Origin of the sequence: Natronogracilivirga saccharolytica (assembly GCF_017921895.1) — a bacterium.
Taxonomy (GTDB): Bacteria; Bacteroidota; Rhodothermia; order Balneolales; family Natronogracilivirgulaceae; genus Natronogracilivirga; species Natronogracilivirga saccharolytica.
The window spans coordinates 18,805-35,074 of record NZ_JAFIDN010000009.1; the positions used below are offsets into that span (position 1 = coordinate 18,805).

Annotated in this window: 8 protein-coding genes; 5 read left to right on the forward strand and 3 right to left on the reverse strand. The window is 52.1% G+C overall.

Annotated features, from left to right (window positions below; translation table 11 throughout):
* Positions 1 to 35 precede the first annotated feature (35 nt).
* Positions 36 to 1,613, forward strand: a complete 1,578-nt coding sequence (locus tag NATSA_RS11175) for a T9SS type A sorting domain-containing protein (protein ID WP_210512664.1) — start codon at positions 36 to 38, stop codon at positions 1,611 to 1,613.
* Between the two features lie 30 nt (positions 1,614 to 1,643).
* On the opposite strand, the gene NATSA_RS11180 is transcribed toward NATSA_RS11175, so the two are convergent.
* The 3 genes from NATSA_RS11180 to NATSA_RS11190 form a co-directional block, all read right to left on the reverse strand.
* Positions 1,644 to 3,881 (reverse strand): HAD-IIB family hydrolase, encoded by a 2,238-nt coding sequence (locus NATSA_RS11180; protein WP_210512665.1) that lies wholly within the window; start codon positions 3,879 to 3,881, stop codon positions 1,644 to 1,646.
* Positions 3,882 to 4,105: 224 nt separating this feature from the next.
* Positions 4,106 to 5,053 (reverse strand): YihY/virulence factor BrkB family protein, encoded by a 948-nt coding sequence (locus tag NATSA_RS11185; RefSeq protein WP_210512667.1) that lies wholly within the window; start codon positions 5,051 to 5,053, stop codon positions 4,106 to 4,108.
* A 98-nt stretch (positions 5,054 to 5,151) separates the two neighbouring features.
* Positions 5,152 to 6,339, reverse strand: a complete 1,188-nt coding sequence (locus tag NATSA_RS11190) for an aminotransferase class V-fold PLP-dependent enzyme (protein WP_210512668.1) — start codon at positions 6,337 to 6,339, stop codon at positions 5,152 to 5,154.
* 96 nt (positions 6,340 to 6,435) lie between these two features.
* Between NATSA_RS11190 and NATSA_RS11195 the strand changes: the two genes are divergently transcribed.
* From NATSA_RS11195 to NATSA_RS11210, 4 genes are all read left to right on the forward strand, one after another.
* On the forward strand, positions 6,436 to 8,358 hold the full coding sequence (locus tag NATSA_RS11195) for an SGNH/GDSL hydrolase family protein (protein WP_210512670.1): 1,923 nt from the start codon (positions 6,436 to 6,438) through the stop codon (positions 8,356 to 8,358).
* A 149-nt stretch (positions 8,359 to 8,507) separates the two neighbouring features.
* Positions 8,508 to 9,149 carry a midas domain-containing protein gene (locus NATSA_RS11200; protein WP_210512672.1) on the forward strand — a complete coding sequence of 214 codons (642 nt, stop codon included), beginning with the start codon at positions 8,508 to 8,510 and terminating at the stop codon, positions 9,147 to 9,149.
* A 39-nt stretch (positions 9,150 to 9,188) separates the two neighbouring features.
* Positions 9,189 to 11,690 (forward strand): N-acetylmuramoyl-L-alanine amidase, encoded by a 2,502-nt coding sequence (locus NATSA_RS15905; RefSeq protein WP_210512675.1) that lies wholly within the window; start codon positions 9,189 to 9,191, stop codon positions 11,688 to 11,690.
* Positions 11,691 to 11,792: 102 nt separating this feature from the next.
* A complete protein-coding gene (locus tag NATSA_RS11210; protein WP_210512677.1) occupies positions 11,793 to 16,220 on the forward strand; it encodes an N-acetylmuramoyl-L-alanine amidase in 4,428 nt (1,475 codons plus the stop codon).
* Positions 16,221 to 16,270 lie beyond the last annotated feature (50 nt).

Sequence of the window (16,270 nt, forward strand, 5' to 3'; positions counted from 1 at the left end):
ATTTTATCTAAAACGGGAACATTTATTTTCCAGTTATGCCGCGTAACGTTACAAAAATAATTGCAGATATTTTCAGGGCACTCACCTTTTCAGCACTGTTGCTGGCCGGATCCGGCTTGTATATGAATGTGCATGGCGATGAGGGCGGACCGCTTGCCAACCGGTCTGTATTTGCCGGTGAAAAGGTTCTTATCCATCACTGGAATTTCAACGATATTCCGAATAATGTCAATTTTGACATATCTGAGCCGGAACTGATGCATGTATCAAGCCGGCTTTACGGAGCATCTCTTACTTATGAAGGTACCCGATGGGACCGCGTCAACCATCCCACGACGATCAATGCACGGGAGCTTCCATATGAGGAGAACGATGACCGGGCGCTCCGGCTTCGCAATCCGGCAGGGGACTTCACCATCAGCCTGCCAACAGACGGCTATCGTGATCCTGTATTCCGCTACGCCGTGACACGGACGCCGAACGGTGCTCATTATCAGAGAATAACCTATTCCACCGATGGCGGCGAGACCTTCTGGACAGAAGGGCTGGATGAAAACCTTTTCTCGGTCGATGAAGGAAGTTACAAGCTTGTTGAGCTTGACCTGTCGGATGTACCCGATGCCGATGACAACCCCGATTTCATGATCAGAATCGAAATGGCGGGAGAGGGATCGGAGCCGGACAATAATGACGGTAATCACCGCATCAATAACATCACCCTGGACGGATATGTTATGGAGGATGCGTACGATCGTCAGCTCATCCACTACTGGCAGTTTGACAATATTCCCAATGACGTTGATTTTCCCCTCGAGGTTGAGATCAGCTCCGGCGGAATCACAGGTGGTCAGAGCTCGCTTGACGGGGCGTGGATTCGTTATGACGGTGCCAGATGGGATCGTGTTAATGCTCCCACTCCGTTCAATGCGCGCGCCATTCCTTACGAAGAAGATGATGACCGGGCGCTGAGATTGCGCAATCCGACCGGCGATTTCTTGCTTGGCCTTCCCACAACCGACCATGAAAACGTCGTGGTTTCCTATGCTGTCAAACGCACCTCAAACGGAGCGGCCAAACAGGAGATAGCATATTCGCTTGACGGAGAACAATTTGAAACCGAAGGCCTGAAGCACAGCAGCGTGGAAGTCGGGGAGAACTATATTCTTCATGTCCTTGATTTTACAGATATGGGAGAGGTAAATGACAATCCGGATTTCACGCTCAGGATCAGGGCTGCCGGTGAGGGTGCAGAGCCGGAGAACGACGACGGTAATCAACGCTTCAACCATATAAGCGTGGATGCCACTCCGACATTTACCTCTGCCGATGAATACTCATCGGAACGTCCTTCCCGGATCAGGCTGGAGCAGAACTATCCGAATCCGTTCAACCCGGCAACTACCATCCGTTTTACACTGCCGGAGCAAAAGCAGGTAACATTGGAGGTATTTGATGTTACCGGGCGCCATGTGGAGACACTGGTTGATGAATCACTTTCTGCCGGAGAGCACAGCCGGACATTCAATGCCGAAAATCTCTCCAGCGGTATATATCTGTACCGGCTGCAGGCCGGCGGAGAGTCATTTACCCGCCGGATGATGTTCGTGAAATAGACTCCGGCCCCGGACCAAGTTAATCCGGATTCAGACATCCATGAACCGGTAGTATTTCACTCCTTCAATAATGCCTGCAGCATAGTTGCTGTCGGCAAAGTAGACGCGTCTGTTTCCGCGTAGCCGCTCGATCTCGGGACTGTGATTTCCCACGACGACAGCAAGCCGCTTGCCGTAGAGCATCTCATAATCATTTCCGGAGTCACCGGAAACAAGCGTGTTTTCCGGTTTGATGTCCCACTTGTTACCGAGGTACTGAATGGCCCGTCCTTTTGATGCCCGTTGGGGAAGAATATCCAGATAGGCATCATGAGAATAGATCAGCTGATACCTCAGCTTGTTCTCGGTCAGGCGCTGGTGAATCTTGGCCAGGTGATCATCATTGGAATCCATGTTGTAACTGATCTTGAAGTCCCGCTCACCATCACGGTCCTGAGGCTCCAGGAAATCAAAATCGGAAAGTACCTCTTTGATCCGGTCCGGCTTCCACTGATATGAAATGTGGGACCGCCATCCGGAATCCATGCTCAGGTTATTCATGTCCGGACCGTAGTAAATTTCTGTACCGACAGAGGAAATGATGACATCAGGAACGGGTATGTTTTTCTCCTTGAGAATTTCGTCTACGAGCTCGAGGCTTCTGCCGGTTGCCACTCCAAATCCAACCTCATTACGGTTTTTTTCCATGATTTCAATGAACTCCTCAAGAGACTCATCATCACCTACCAGCGTGTCGTCAATATCGGTGATCAGCATTTTGTCAAGATCGGCAAACCGCCAACCCGGTGCCTGAGTGACTCCGTGAGTGCCGGTGGTTTTCTGGTAATCGCCTATGACGCCATCCACAGAGTCGAGGAAAGTTTCGGCATGGGCGGTCCAGGAGTAGTGCTTTCGCACACCATTGACACCACTGTTTGAGTACTCCCTCCATTTCTCCTGATCGATCAGAATATTCTTTATGGCTTCGCCGAGTGCTTTGGAATCGGTGGTATCGACCAGGATGCCGTTTTTACAGTTCTTGACGATGTCCTGGGGACCGCCGTCATCCGGCCCGACAATGGGAACCCCGGCCGAGGCCGCTTCAATAAGGGTGATTCCAAATGGTTCGGAAAATGCGGAGTTGACGAAAACGCCCTGCCGGTCGGCTGCCATCCGAAACAGCTCGGGAACTTCATTGGTGGGATCGTGCTTTTTCGGCAGTGCCATTTTTCCGTACAAGTCATACTTGTCCATCAAAAGCAGCATTTCGGTAAGCACTTCCTTCTCATTTTCATCCAGGTTGTCGATGTCTTTGCGGATGCCTGCAAATACGGCAAGGTTTGCAATGGCCTGAAGCTCCTTGTTTTCACCGAATGCGGTGATAAGCCCCTGGATATTCTTGCGCCTGTCCGGCCGGCAGATCGTCAGGATAAGTGGTTTGTCACTGTTATAGAAAAATCGCTCAAATTCCCGGTTCATTTTGTCACGCGCCTGAATGTAAGGCTCGGGCTTGGTAAAATTCTCATCGTGATCGTAATAGTAAGGGTAGAACTTGTCGACATCGATACCTGGCGGAATCACGGTGAAAGCAGCCCTTTCGCAGTTATCGTAGAGCTTGTATTGCTTTTGAATTTCATGGTTGGTACTGACAATGACGTGGGCTGCAGTTCGCAGGACATCTTCCTCGGCCTGGATACGCTCATTGATGTTGAACTTCTCCACCATCTGCTTTTCGGTCATGCCCTTATTGGCAAGGGAGTTCTTTTTGGAGCGTCCGAGAGAGTGTCCGGTAAATACATAAGGGATACCGAGAAGCTTGGACAGTTGCCGCGCTACATATCCGGCATCGGCATAATGTCCGTGCAGCAAATCCGGAGTAATATTCTCCTTTTTGTTGAACCGGACCACATTGTCGACAAATTCAGACAGGTGAGGCCATAACAACTCTTTTCTCATGTACCGTTTTCCGCCGCAACGGATTCTGACGATACGGGCACTTTCACTGATCTCCTCGACCTGTTGCTTATAGTCTGAACTGACTCTTTTGTCATCCACAAGTCTGGTAAACAGGTCGACCTGTTTGACTCTCGGCAATTCACCAAGTGCCCTGGCCAGTTCAACGACATATTTGGTCTGGCCGCCGGTGTCTGCATCGCGGCCAAGCTCCAGATTTTGCCCTCTTATAAGTCCGTGAATACTGAATAGTTGGAGATGGAGCTGCTCTTTTTGATTATTGTTTTTGTCACTCTTTGATTGAGCTTTTTTTTGATTTTTTTCTGTGTTCTTCAAAACAATAGTGTTTTGGTTGGAATTGATAAAAAAACTCCGGTCGTATCAAGGCTGTGCCTAATATATTACAAACAAGATAAAGTTACCTCAGTAAATTTTCCAGATTGGGGTTGTTGATGAATGCGAAAACCGCCGTCAGTGCAGCAGGTGCAATTGGTTGATTCAAATCTCTGCTTCAGTCTTTGCAACACATCTGAAGCCTGTTTTGTTCAGGAATGTCAGCTTCAGCCACCTCCGTAGGCATCTTCGTCGGGGCTGTCGGCATACCATTTTGTGATAATGGCATGGCTTGCCGGACGAATTCTCGCACCGTATCTCATGGTATAGACATAGGTGAATTCGGCACCCAGGAAAAACACCATCGCATTGTAGTACACCCAGATCAGAAACACCACAAATGATCCGGCGGCACCGTAGGTGGATGTTGTGGCAACTCCCATGTAAATCCCGATGAGATAGCGTCCAAGCAGGAAAAGCAAAGCGGTAATGACAGCACCAACGGCTACGTCTGACCACCTGATGCGAATATCAGGCAGCATTTTGAAAATGATACTGAACAGAAATACAAGCACCAGGAATGAGACGATATTGTTGACCGTGGACCAGATTCCGATACCGCCCGGCATAATTGGATCGAGAAAGGACTCCAGGCCTTTCATGACAAATTCCATCATCATCGTCAAGACAAAAAGACTGGCAAAAATCAGGATCAGCCCGAGGGCAACAATCCGGTCGATCAAAAAACGCTTGAATCCGCTGGCCTCTTTTTTTGTGGTGACATTCCAGATGTTATTGAGTGCGTTTTTCAGCTGTGTAATGATTGTGGTTGCCATGAACAGGATGATACCCAAACTGATGACAGTAGCTATGATTCCGGAAGTCGGTTCGTAGGCATCGAGGACAAAATTCTGTATCGTCCGGGCCAGGTCGGCACCCATCAGCTGGGACATGTATTCCTCAAGCTGGCCGGTAGCGGCCGATTCTCCGAAAATAAAACCCACTACAGCCACCATAATAAGCAGCAGCGGGGCTATGGAAAAAATGGTATAAAAGGCCAGTGCGGCACCATATGTCGGGATATTGTCATCAAGCCAGTCCCTGATGGTGTCGCGAATGACAATCCATATCTCGGTTCCTGCCAGTTTTATTTTTTCCCAGATTACATTTTTCATCTTTTAAATGTCTGGATTTATATGGTCGGATGTAATGTAATGACAGTTTCGTTCATATGCCTGTTTGTCTGTGTATCTGCTCTGTCATGGACAATACATCAGCTTGTTGTGCTTTTGCCGCGTGCAAGCATTGCCGCAGTAGTTTCGATAACATGTTCGATTTCATCCGGAGTATTATAACCATGTGGCGAGATCCGCAGTTTGCCGTCACGTATGGAAAGGTAAATATTTTCTTTCCGGTACATTTGCTCAGTGTCGTCATTAGCAAGGTTATCGGGCAATGTAAAGGTTACGATCCCCGATTCATGATCACGATGGTCTGATCCGTACAGCTTTAGTCCATATTCTTCCATTCTATTGCGCAGCAGCCGGTTGCATGTTGTGATCCGACTGAAAACGGCATCGATACCCGTGTCCAGAAGCAGACCAAGCGATGCATTCAGTCCGTAAATTCCCGGAATGTTGGTTACGCCGCCTTCATAACGGCCGGCATCGGTGCGCAGCGGCTGATGGTAGTTTAACAGGTCCCACGGCTCTTCCACCGATAACCAGCCCGGATCGGGCGTATTCATTTCTTCGCACAAACGCGGTGACAGATACAGAAATCCGATACCCATGGGTGCCATCAGCCATTTCAGTCCGCCGGCGGCAAAGGCATCCACACCCCATTTCTGCACATCCACAGGAACCACCCCTGCGGCCTGAATGCCATCCACAACAAAGAGGATACCGTGCTTCCGGCACAGCGCTCCGACAGCCTCCATGTCGGACCGGTAACCGCTCAGAAACTGTACTGCGCTCAGGGCGACCATTCGGGTTTTCGGAGTGATGGCTTTTTCGATTCGCTCAACGGGGACCGTGCCGTCACCGGCATCGACAAAAATACACCGGACACCTATCGACTCCAGTTTGCGATAGGGCAGTACATTGGACGGAAACTCGATGCTGTTGAGAATAATCTCGTCACCTTCATTCCAGTCCAGGCCGGATGTTACTTTGTTCAGACCTTCGGAGGTGTTCCCGATGAACGCAATCTGGCGGGCATCGCCGGCATTTACAAGTCTGCGGATGCGCTCCCGGCATTCAGCGATGACCTCCATATCCATCGGGTAGGTCATCATCATGCCGTCATGCCGCTCTTCGAGATGCCGGTTTATGGCATCCACCGTTAACCCGGCCAGCGGTGACTGGGCCGCATGGTTCATGTAACAGATACCACGAATCGTATGTGGAAATTGCTCCCTGAATCTGTGTAATTTGAAATCGGTTTCTGTTTCGGGATGCATCTTCGAATGATCGGTTTGACAGGTGCTGACACCTGATTATGCTGCTGAGTGTGCCGGTGTCCGGAAACCTTGCAGCTTTGTACTATATTAATCAAAATGTCCTACTGGAAAAACATTCTTTTCACATTTGCGGCGGTGATGCTGCCGTTTGCGGTTCTCGCACTGGCGGAAGGAGTGCTGCGGGTGACGGGTCTGGAAAGCGAGCGCCAGGAGCTTTTTATACCGGCTGGAGATGATGACACGATGGTCGTGATCAACCCTGCGTTCGCCGGCCGGTACTTTTCCGGCTTTACTCCGGACACAGCCCCGCAACCATTCCGGAAAGACAAACCGGAAGGTACCCGGCGATTTTTTGTTCTGGGCGGATCCTCGGCTGCCGGTTTTCCATACAACTTTTACTACGGCTTTCCTGCCAAACTTGAGGAAATGCTGCAAAAGGTGCATCCGGGAGAGCATGTGGAAGTGATCAACCTGGCAATGACCGCGGTTAACAGTTACACCTTGCGTGATTTTCATCGCAGGCTGGCGGAATTTGATCCGGATGGTATCCTGATCTATGCCGGACATAATGAATATTACGGGGCGTATGGTGCCGGAGTGGTACCCGGATGGATGCGTCCGCGATGGGTCAGAAGATCGGTGCTGAGCCTGCAGGATCTCCATCTGGTATCACTGGTCACGAGGCTTTTCCGGGATACAGGGGATACTGATGCAGCCTGGAGTCCGGATGCCGGTGACCGGGGTGCCGGTGGGACCGGAGACGGTTTCCGGAGATCTGATGATGGTCATGACGAGCCCGCCGCCCGTACGCTGATGGCACGAATGGCTGCCGACCGCCTGGTCCGTCATGACGAGCCGCGATTCAGGGAAGGCATCCGGCATTTTGAAAACAATATTTCAGATATTCTGTCGACTTTCCAGGACGGGGAGGTGCCGGTTTATCTGTCCACGGTGGTATCCAACAAGGCCGGCCAGCGGCCTCTTGGCGATGATGCCACGGCCGACAGCTTGTTTGCGAAAGCAAAGACCTTCAACCCGGAGCAGGAGCCCGACTCTGTCCGGAAATATTTCTCCGCTGCCAGGGATCAGGATCCGCTTCGGTTTCGCGCACCGGAGGACGTCAACCAGACCATTCGCGAACTGTCCCGGAAGGATGGAGTCTATCTGGTTGATGCCCACGAAATTTCCGCATCCGGCGGTCTGCTGCCGTTCGCCCCTTCATACTTCACCGATCATCTCCATCTTGATTACCGTGGCTATGCACTGGTTGCGGAAGCATTCGGCCGCACCATCCGGGAGCATGGCGGTTTTCGTTTTAAAAAGACCGCTCATAATGATTCCGGACCGGTGACAGCGCAGCCTGATCCGCTTGAGGAACAGATTGTCGATTACACATTGGGGCTGCTCAAAAGCGATTTCCCATTTGTCAGGGATCCCGAAGAGCAGAAACCTCAAAAATGGGCACGGCAACGACTGGAGGAGCTGCGCGCCTCCGCCGATCCTGCATCACAGGCTGCCCTGGCCTATATCACCGGCCAGGTGACGCTGGCCGATGCACATGCGCGGCTCGCAGGTACTTACCGCTCCGCAGATCAGCATGTCAGCGCCTTACGGTCACTTCGCGCTTTGCAATACCTTCAACCCCTGAACCCGGACCTGGACCGGATGATCCTGGATTACATAGCCGAAATTGCGGACATGCCCGATGCGGGTTCCGGTGAAGAGATGCCGGCTTCTGAAGACGAACCCACCACCGTCCGCGCCACGATATGGCAGGAGTCATTCCCGTTGCTGGTCCGGTTGAAAGCACAGTCTTTTGATGAGCGCGCCTGGCCGCTGATTGTTGACAATCTGATCCGGTCTGAACAGTTTGAAACGGCCCGCTACTGGCTGGAATCCTGGGAGACCCTCCAGCCCGATGCCCTGCTGTACTGGTACTTTGCACAATGGCATATCCGGCAGGGGCAATCAGGAGAAGCACAACCCTATTTCCGTGAATATTACAGGCGTGTGCGGTAGCCCGTCCAGAATTGTCCTGCAAACAGATGCAACGGATAAATTGTCATTTATTCAGAGATTGCAGCGCTTTCAGAGTCAAAAACAATTGCAAAAAGCAGTGTTTTTATTATTTTGTTTAGGTAAATAATCTATGGAATTAAACCTGCGCCATGATAGTGTACAGAATTGTTACAGGGACATTTCTTGCCTTATTGATTATTGCCGGATGCGGTAATGACAACGGCGAACAGCCTCCTGTAGATGAACAGGAACAAATCGATGCTGAAGCTATTGAAAACGATGTGGACGCTCCGGAGGCGGACGACCAGGAAGTGATAGATCAGCAGCGTGAAGAACTCCCCGAAGAGGAAAATGCACTTCCTGAGGAGACGGATGAACCCGGTCCGGCCGGTCATGAACCGCAGGAAGATGCCGATGATCCCCGGGACCAGTACGCAGAAGCGGAAGACGGAACTGATGAGTCCTCGGATGAGCAGGCCGACAGGGACGCAGTCACGATTTCGCGGGACGTCATTAACCCGGATTATGAAAACCTGCTTAACGAAGACGATGAGCTGGTTGTATCCGGCCGGACAGTCGAGGAACTTCTGGATTTGATTGGCGAGCCGCCGCATCTGCTGCGCCAGGGACACCGGGGCTCCGGATGGCACAAAGAGATCTGGATTCTTCCGATTTATCAGGAAGACTCCACAGGACTCTATATTTACATTGAAGACGGCGAAGTCGCCGACTGGCGGCTGGATACGTTCATGGGAATTGGAAGTCACGAACAGTTGCTTGACTGGTTCTGATGCAACCGGTCGATCAAAAAACTCATATACAGGGACATCATGAAGTTCAATACAATGAAACATCATAATAAAAGTGTGTTTTTTACACTCCTCATAGCCGGTTTGCTAACATCATTTCCGGCATTGCTTTTTGCTTCCGCTTCGGACGGCAGCACCGCGAATTCCAAATCGCAAAACATCATTCAGAAACACGACCTGACAGAAGCATCGCAGGTGCGTTCCAAAACCGCCGGAGAAGCCGCATCCGGAGGATTCGAAATTTTATCCGGCGAACAGGAAGCGGTTTTAATATCCGATCCGGTGGCCGTACCCATTGACCGGCCTGATCCGTTTCTTGCCACTGCCGGAAGCTGGCAGGCCACAGCCGACATTCCCGGTCAGGTCCATTTTGAACTGCGTTTTTCGGAGGATGGCGAAAAGTGGAACGGATGGGAGGATGCCGGTCTCGACCCCGATGCGCTTATCGAGGACGGACTCCACCATGGTACACTCATTTTTGCTGATGAAGACACCCGTTATATCCAGTACCGGCTCCGAATAAAACGGGATGAGGATGGGGTGTCGCCGCAAATCACCGAACTCAAACTCCATTTTATCAGTCCGGGATCTTCTTCACCGGAACTGAAGCAAACCGTCAATGATAAATCCTATGCCAACCGCAGCCGGGATATCTCTTCAACCCGGCAGGAAAAACGAAAAGATGCAGGGTCCAATGAGATCATGGATGATGAGACCTTCCCGCTACCCGACTATGTGGACAGGGAAACCTGGGGAGCGCAGGAAGATCTTAATAATAAAGAAGACCGGAGATTAGAAGATGTAACCCATCTGGTGGTACATCATTCAGGTGGCAACACCACAGCATCCGACTTTGCCGCGGTAGTCCGCAGCTATTGGGATTTCCACACCCATGGCCGCGGCTGGGGTGATATCGGATACAACTGGCTGGTCGATCCCGATGGTGTGGTCTATCAGGGCCGGGCGTTCAATCTTGACGGAAACAAAGATGTCCGCGGAACCCACGCCGGCGGTTTTAACAGCAACAGTATGGGAGTTTGTATCATTGGTGACTACTCCCAAAACCGGCCTGCAAGAGAAGCTGTCAGCTCCATGAACGAAGTTCTGGCATGGAAAGCGGACGAGCGCGGCCTCGATCCGATGGGTTCGTCCGTTCATGCGGCAACAGGAAATGACCTGCCTACCATCCAGGGGCACCGCGACGTAACGGCCACATCCTGTCCGGGTGCTGCTTTTTACGCCATGCTGCCTGAGATACGCAGAGATGTCGGACTGCTTGTAGAAGCCTGGTTTGATCCCGACGATGTTTTTGTTGAGGAAAACTGGAACCGTTCATTCGATGATGAAACGGCGTTCGGCTGGATGGGATCCGGCAGCAGCGAAACCGAACTGAGTCTGGACTACCACGATGGCGTCGTTTATGTTGCCAGCAGCAGTGACGGGTCACGCATCTACAAGATTGATGCCGACGACGGATCGGAGATCGGTTACATCGATTTCGAACAGGCATTTCCTGATCTTGAAGATTTTACCATTGCAACCGTCCGTGCAACGGATGACGGTTTTCTGGTGGCTTCCAACCGAACAGCAAATGCCGCAACCAATCCGTTCCGTATTGTGGTCCTGGAACCCTCCTTCGACAATATCACCCGCGAAATCGTATTCGATGAGACCGACTACCGGGTCGGAAATCAGTTGACGGTAAGTGGTTCCGTCGGAAATCTGGATATTTATGCGCCTGTCTCCAATGAAAACAAGGTTATAAGATGGCAAGGCTTTCAGGGATATGAGGCTGATGCCGAATCAGATATGGAGACTGCCGGTGACAGCTATGCACATATCCGGGATATTTTAGAAGTGCCTGAAATGGATGACTGGGGCCGGCAGGCGGCACTGGCTGTCAAAGAACGCGCTGCCACAGACGGATTCTTTGTCGGCGGTCTCCGGTCGGATGTAATCCGTGAGTATGACACGGACTGGGCGTCTGTCGGACGACTTTCGTTTGCCGATGGTGACACCGAGCTAAGCGGACTTCGCCACAGCGCCTATCAGGGCCGGGAATATCTCTTTGCCTACCATCCGGATGACCGGAAGGTGCGATGGCATTCCCTGTTTGGCGAACCGGGAGATGCCGATACCGACCGCTCCGCATATCAGCTGTATCTGAGCGATGCCCTGGGTTCCACAGATAACCGCACCACCATCAACATCGGTGACCTCACCGTACGTAACAATCTGAACGGATCATTTGATGTGTTTGTGCTGGCACCAAATAACGGAATCTGGTCCTTTAATTTCCAAGGGCCGGAATACGAAGGACCGGTTGCGGCAGAAGATGACCCCCGGTCCCGGCCGGACAGCTACCGTCTCGCCCAGAACTATCCGAACCCCTTTAATCCGGTGACACAGATCCGTTATGAAATTCCGGAGTCGGCTGATGTGCGAATTGAGATTTACAACTCCATGGGACAGCGGGTGACAACCCTGGTCAACGAGCATCAGCAGGCAGATGACATTTATTAAGTGATCATAAAACCATCAGGAACCTGATCTAAACGGGTAAGAGCTATGTTTTCATTAAGCAGTTGTCGCAGAGCGCTGTTATATACCATCACCACTTTTGTATTGGCTGGGTTTTCCGGATTGACCGGCACCCAGCCGGTAAAGGCCGGAGAACAGGATGCTGATCGCGGATCCGCATTCAATGAGCGTATCACCATCTCGCTTGCTGACCAGCCCATGCCGTCGGATCAGCACGAAATGCAGATGCTGCAGGAGGGTTTCGCAATAGAATCCGGTGCCGACCATGCCGAATGGGTTTCGGAGGCGATCGCAGTCCCGGCCGAAGGTGCCGAACCGTTCCTGGCACTCGCCGGAAGCTGGGATGCCGATACCCCGGACCCGCATCTGATCGACATCCACTTTCGAACATCCGAAGATGGTGACATATGGGATGACTGGATCGAAGCCGGTTATGATCCCCATACCGAAGAAGATTCAGAACTCTATCACAGCAACCTGGTTTTTGCCGACAAGGAAACACGGTATATCCAGTACAGGATCGTTCTCCACAGGCACGAGGAAGAGCAGAACCCGCTTGTGCGTGAGGTTAAGCTGCACTTCATCAGTCCGGGCGCAACTTCAGATCCGGTAGAGCAGGAACTGTTCCGGCTGCGTCCCGAAAACCGCCGCACCGCTTCGGTTCCGCCCTCTGAGGATGGCGGGCAGGGATTCATGGAAAGCAGCGAAGCCGAAGACGGGCAGCCCGCCTCGCTGAGTGATATGGCCGCCGCATCACAAGATGATCTGGTCACCTATCCGCTCCCGGAGTATGTCGACCGCGAAACCTGGGGAGAAGAGCACGACCTGTCCAACACGGCAAACCGTACGGTTACCGATGTTTCCCATCTGATTGTGCATCACTCTGCAGGTGAAACAAATGCCGACGACTTTGCTGCTGTTGTGCGTTCTTACTGGGATTTTCATACTCATGGCCGCAACTGGGGCGACATCGGTTACAACTGGCTTGTGGACGGCAACGGTGTCATATACCAGGGGCGTGCCTTCGACCTGGACGGCAGCAAGGATGTCCGCGGTGCCCACTTCAGCGGGTTCAACAGCTATACCATGGGTATTTGTGTTATCGGAAACTATAATCAGCAAATGCCGACCGGCGATGCCCTGTTCAGCCTGAAAGAGATGCTGGCCTGGAAATCATCGGAACTGGAGATCGATCCGCTCGCAGAAGCCTATCACTATGGTCCGGACGAGGAGATCTACCATATTTCCGGACATCGTGACAGCGGCGTTTATACCGACTGTCCCGGACATCAGATGTACGACTATCTGCCTGATCTGCGTCTGGCCGTAGACGATCTGCTCGACGAGTTCTTTACCCCCGTCGATTACTTCATTCCGCAGGGCGATCATGATGCCGGATTTGCTTCCCTCAGCGAGGCTGTCGACTGGATCAATGACCTTGACACGCTGGAGACAAACATCCGCTTTTTTATTACGGATGATCTCGATGAAACGGGCGAAGAGATTGCTCTTATGCGAGCTTTCCGTCAGTATACCCAGCTTCAGATACTTCCCTATGATGACGCCAGTCCGGTAATAACCCTTGACCATCCGTTAACCATATCCTCTTCTTATGTCACGATAGACGGTGACGGCGGCAATGGAAATCAGAATCTCGGTATCCGGTACAAGGGCGAGGACTCGGCTGCAATCCACATCGCCTCCGGCTCCGGGAATATCCGGCTCACCAATCTGGAATTTACCAGGGATGATGAAGCCGAAGGATCGGCATATGCGGTTGCTACGGGTTCAGATACCGGTGAGCAGGGGCCGAACGGTGTTGTTTTCAGCGGCAACACGGCGGGAAACGCTGATCATCCGTTTACAAAAGGTTTCTTCGTAAGCGCCGGGTATCCAAGCGACCTTGATATCACGGTTAATGACATTTTTGCCTCAAAAAGAGCCGTCAGTTTTGGCGCTCAGGGGTTCGATGTAACCATATCCGGCAACAGGCTTCATACCACATCGGCCGGGGCATTGGAAAGCAGCGGTCTGCACCTTGACGGTGGCGGCTTTACGGTTGAAAATAATATCATCCGGACCAGGGTTGCGCCGGGAGCACAATCCGCTGAAGGAATCCGCATCGCACGTGTATGGGACGATATGCTTTTCGCCAATAACATGGTGACCCTGGAGGCTGATGCACCATGGATTGCTGACGGGACTCAGTCCGGTGACAATGCCGGAGGCGACGGCCTGGCCGGCAGCACATCCGCAACCGGTATCGGCCTGATGACGGACTACGCCGATGGCGATGGCGAAGTGCGTATCTATCACAATTCCCTGCTGATTGACCTGCCGGATTCCGACGGCACATCCCGGTCACTGGCTGCATCGGGTGAGAACGGATCTGCCGTTGCGCTTGATGTCCGCAACAATCTGTTTGTAAACCAGCATGAGACGACCGGTGCCGGGCTGGACGGTGCTGTCGGACTGATGCTTGACACCGACATCGAATGGCATACCGAGGCCAACAACTGGTATGTTCCGGAGAATGCGCTGCAGGGTTACTTTCAGGGAGAGGAGGCTGATAACCCGGAAGCATTCAGGTCGCTTTCCGGTGACGATAAGGCTGTCAGCACGCCGGTAGCCTTTACACTGGATGCAGATGAAAACCTGCTGCTTGATGATCCGTCCAAAGGCGACACCGATCTGACCGGAGTAAGTCTGGCTGATGTCGTACCGCTTGATTTCACAGGAAAAGAGCGCCATCCCGTCTTTCCTTACATGGGTGTCCATGAGCCAGAACCCTCACTCTCACCCATGCTCACAGGTGAATACCACATCCCGCAGGGTGATTACGAAAATGGGTTCAGCAGCCTCGGGGAGGCATTGGCAACACTGAATGCGAACGGGGCGGAAGGTCACTTCCGGTTTATCATCCATGAGGATCAGGATGAAACGGATGCACAGCTGCTGCTGGAGCGTGATGATCTGTCCAGCAGCACACGAATGGAGATGGTGCCGGGCGGTGCTGATATTACGATATATCTGGCCGACCCGTTTCTCATCAAAAACACCTCGCATGTGACCATTGACGGTGGTGAAGAGCGTGATTTTGACTTCCGGATGGAAGATGAGGGCGCGGTTCAGGCAATCTGGATTGCAGGCAGTAATCGTAATGTGAGCCTCAAGAATCTTTCATTCAGCCATGAGTTTGGTACCGGGGCAAACGTTGCTGCCGTTCAGGTTCGCCGCGATGATGATGCAACGGCGGTTCCCCAGGCGATAACCCTTGAGGGACTTCATATAGGCAGCCTTGAGCATCCGTTCAAAGACGGGATCAGGCTTTGGGGTACAGGCGACCCTGTGCTTCGGGTGCGTGCTGATGTGCGCGGCAGCCACATTTATGCATCGCACCGTGGAATTACCACTTTCTACGTCGAAAACAGTGCTTTCCGGGGAAATGAAATAGATATTACCGGTACCTATGCCGACCAAAGCTGGTACGCAGGTATCTATCTGGCCGGTACAAGAAGCATGAACACCCGGGAAAACCAGATCAGAATGCACGGCGTCAACACCGCATCGCCCGGCTATGTTTCAGGGATCAACATCAACCTGAATGAAGGCCAGCTAACCTTCATTAACAACATGATCAGTGTTGCGGACGAGCTTGAGTCACACGGCGACAGCGACGATAACCGGACCTACGGAATTGCGGTCAACCGGGAAGGGCAGGGCGAACGGTACAACATGTTCCACAACACCGTTTATGTCGGTGATACCGGTCAGACCGGACGGTCGGCGGCATTCGGATGGGAAATCAGTGAAGAGCAGGACGATCCGGCTGATTTCATGCTTATGAACAACCTGTTCAGTAACCGGCATGATCATGACAACGCCTATGCCTACTACTGGTATATCGGCAATTTCATGAACGTACAGTACAATAATCTGGATGTGGCTGGTGATGCATACATTGGCAGTTACAAAGGGGAAACAGCCGAAAGCGTGAGTGACTGGAGTGACATTACCGGCGTGGATGAAAATTCCACTGATGTGTATGTTCACTACCGATCACCGGCTGATTTGCGCCTGACCGGTGACTCGGAAGGTGATCAGGCTCTGGCAGGAAGTTATATGGCAGCTGTAACCACCGATATCTTCGGCAATGAACGAAATGACAGAGCTCCCTACAAAGGGGCATGGGAATCACTGGATGCGGTGCTTACGGATGCCGAAGACGAGAGACTGGCTGATGCACCTGCGGAGTTTCAGCTGAAGCAGAATTATCCAAACCCGTTCAATCCGGATACGCAGATTCGTTTTGACCTGCCTGAGGATGCTGATGTCCGACTGGTGGTTTATGACGTTACCGGCCAGCGGATAACGACCCTGGTCAACGAACAGATGTCGGCCGGAAGCCATACGGTCCGGTTTGATGCCTCCGGCCTGGCAAGCGGTGTATATATATACCGTATCGTTGCCGGAGACTTTGTGCAAAGCCGGCAGATGACGTTCGTCAAATAATCCCGGAGTCCATCATGTAATCCGGTCAGTAACGGCAGGCAACATGCGGT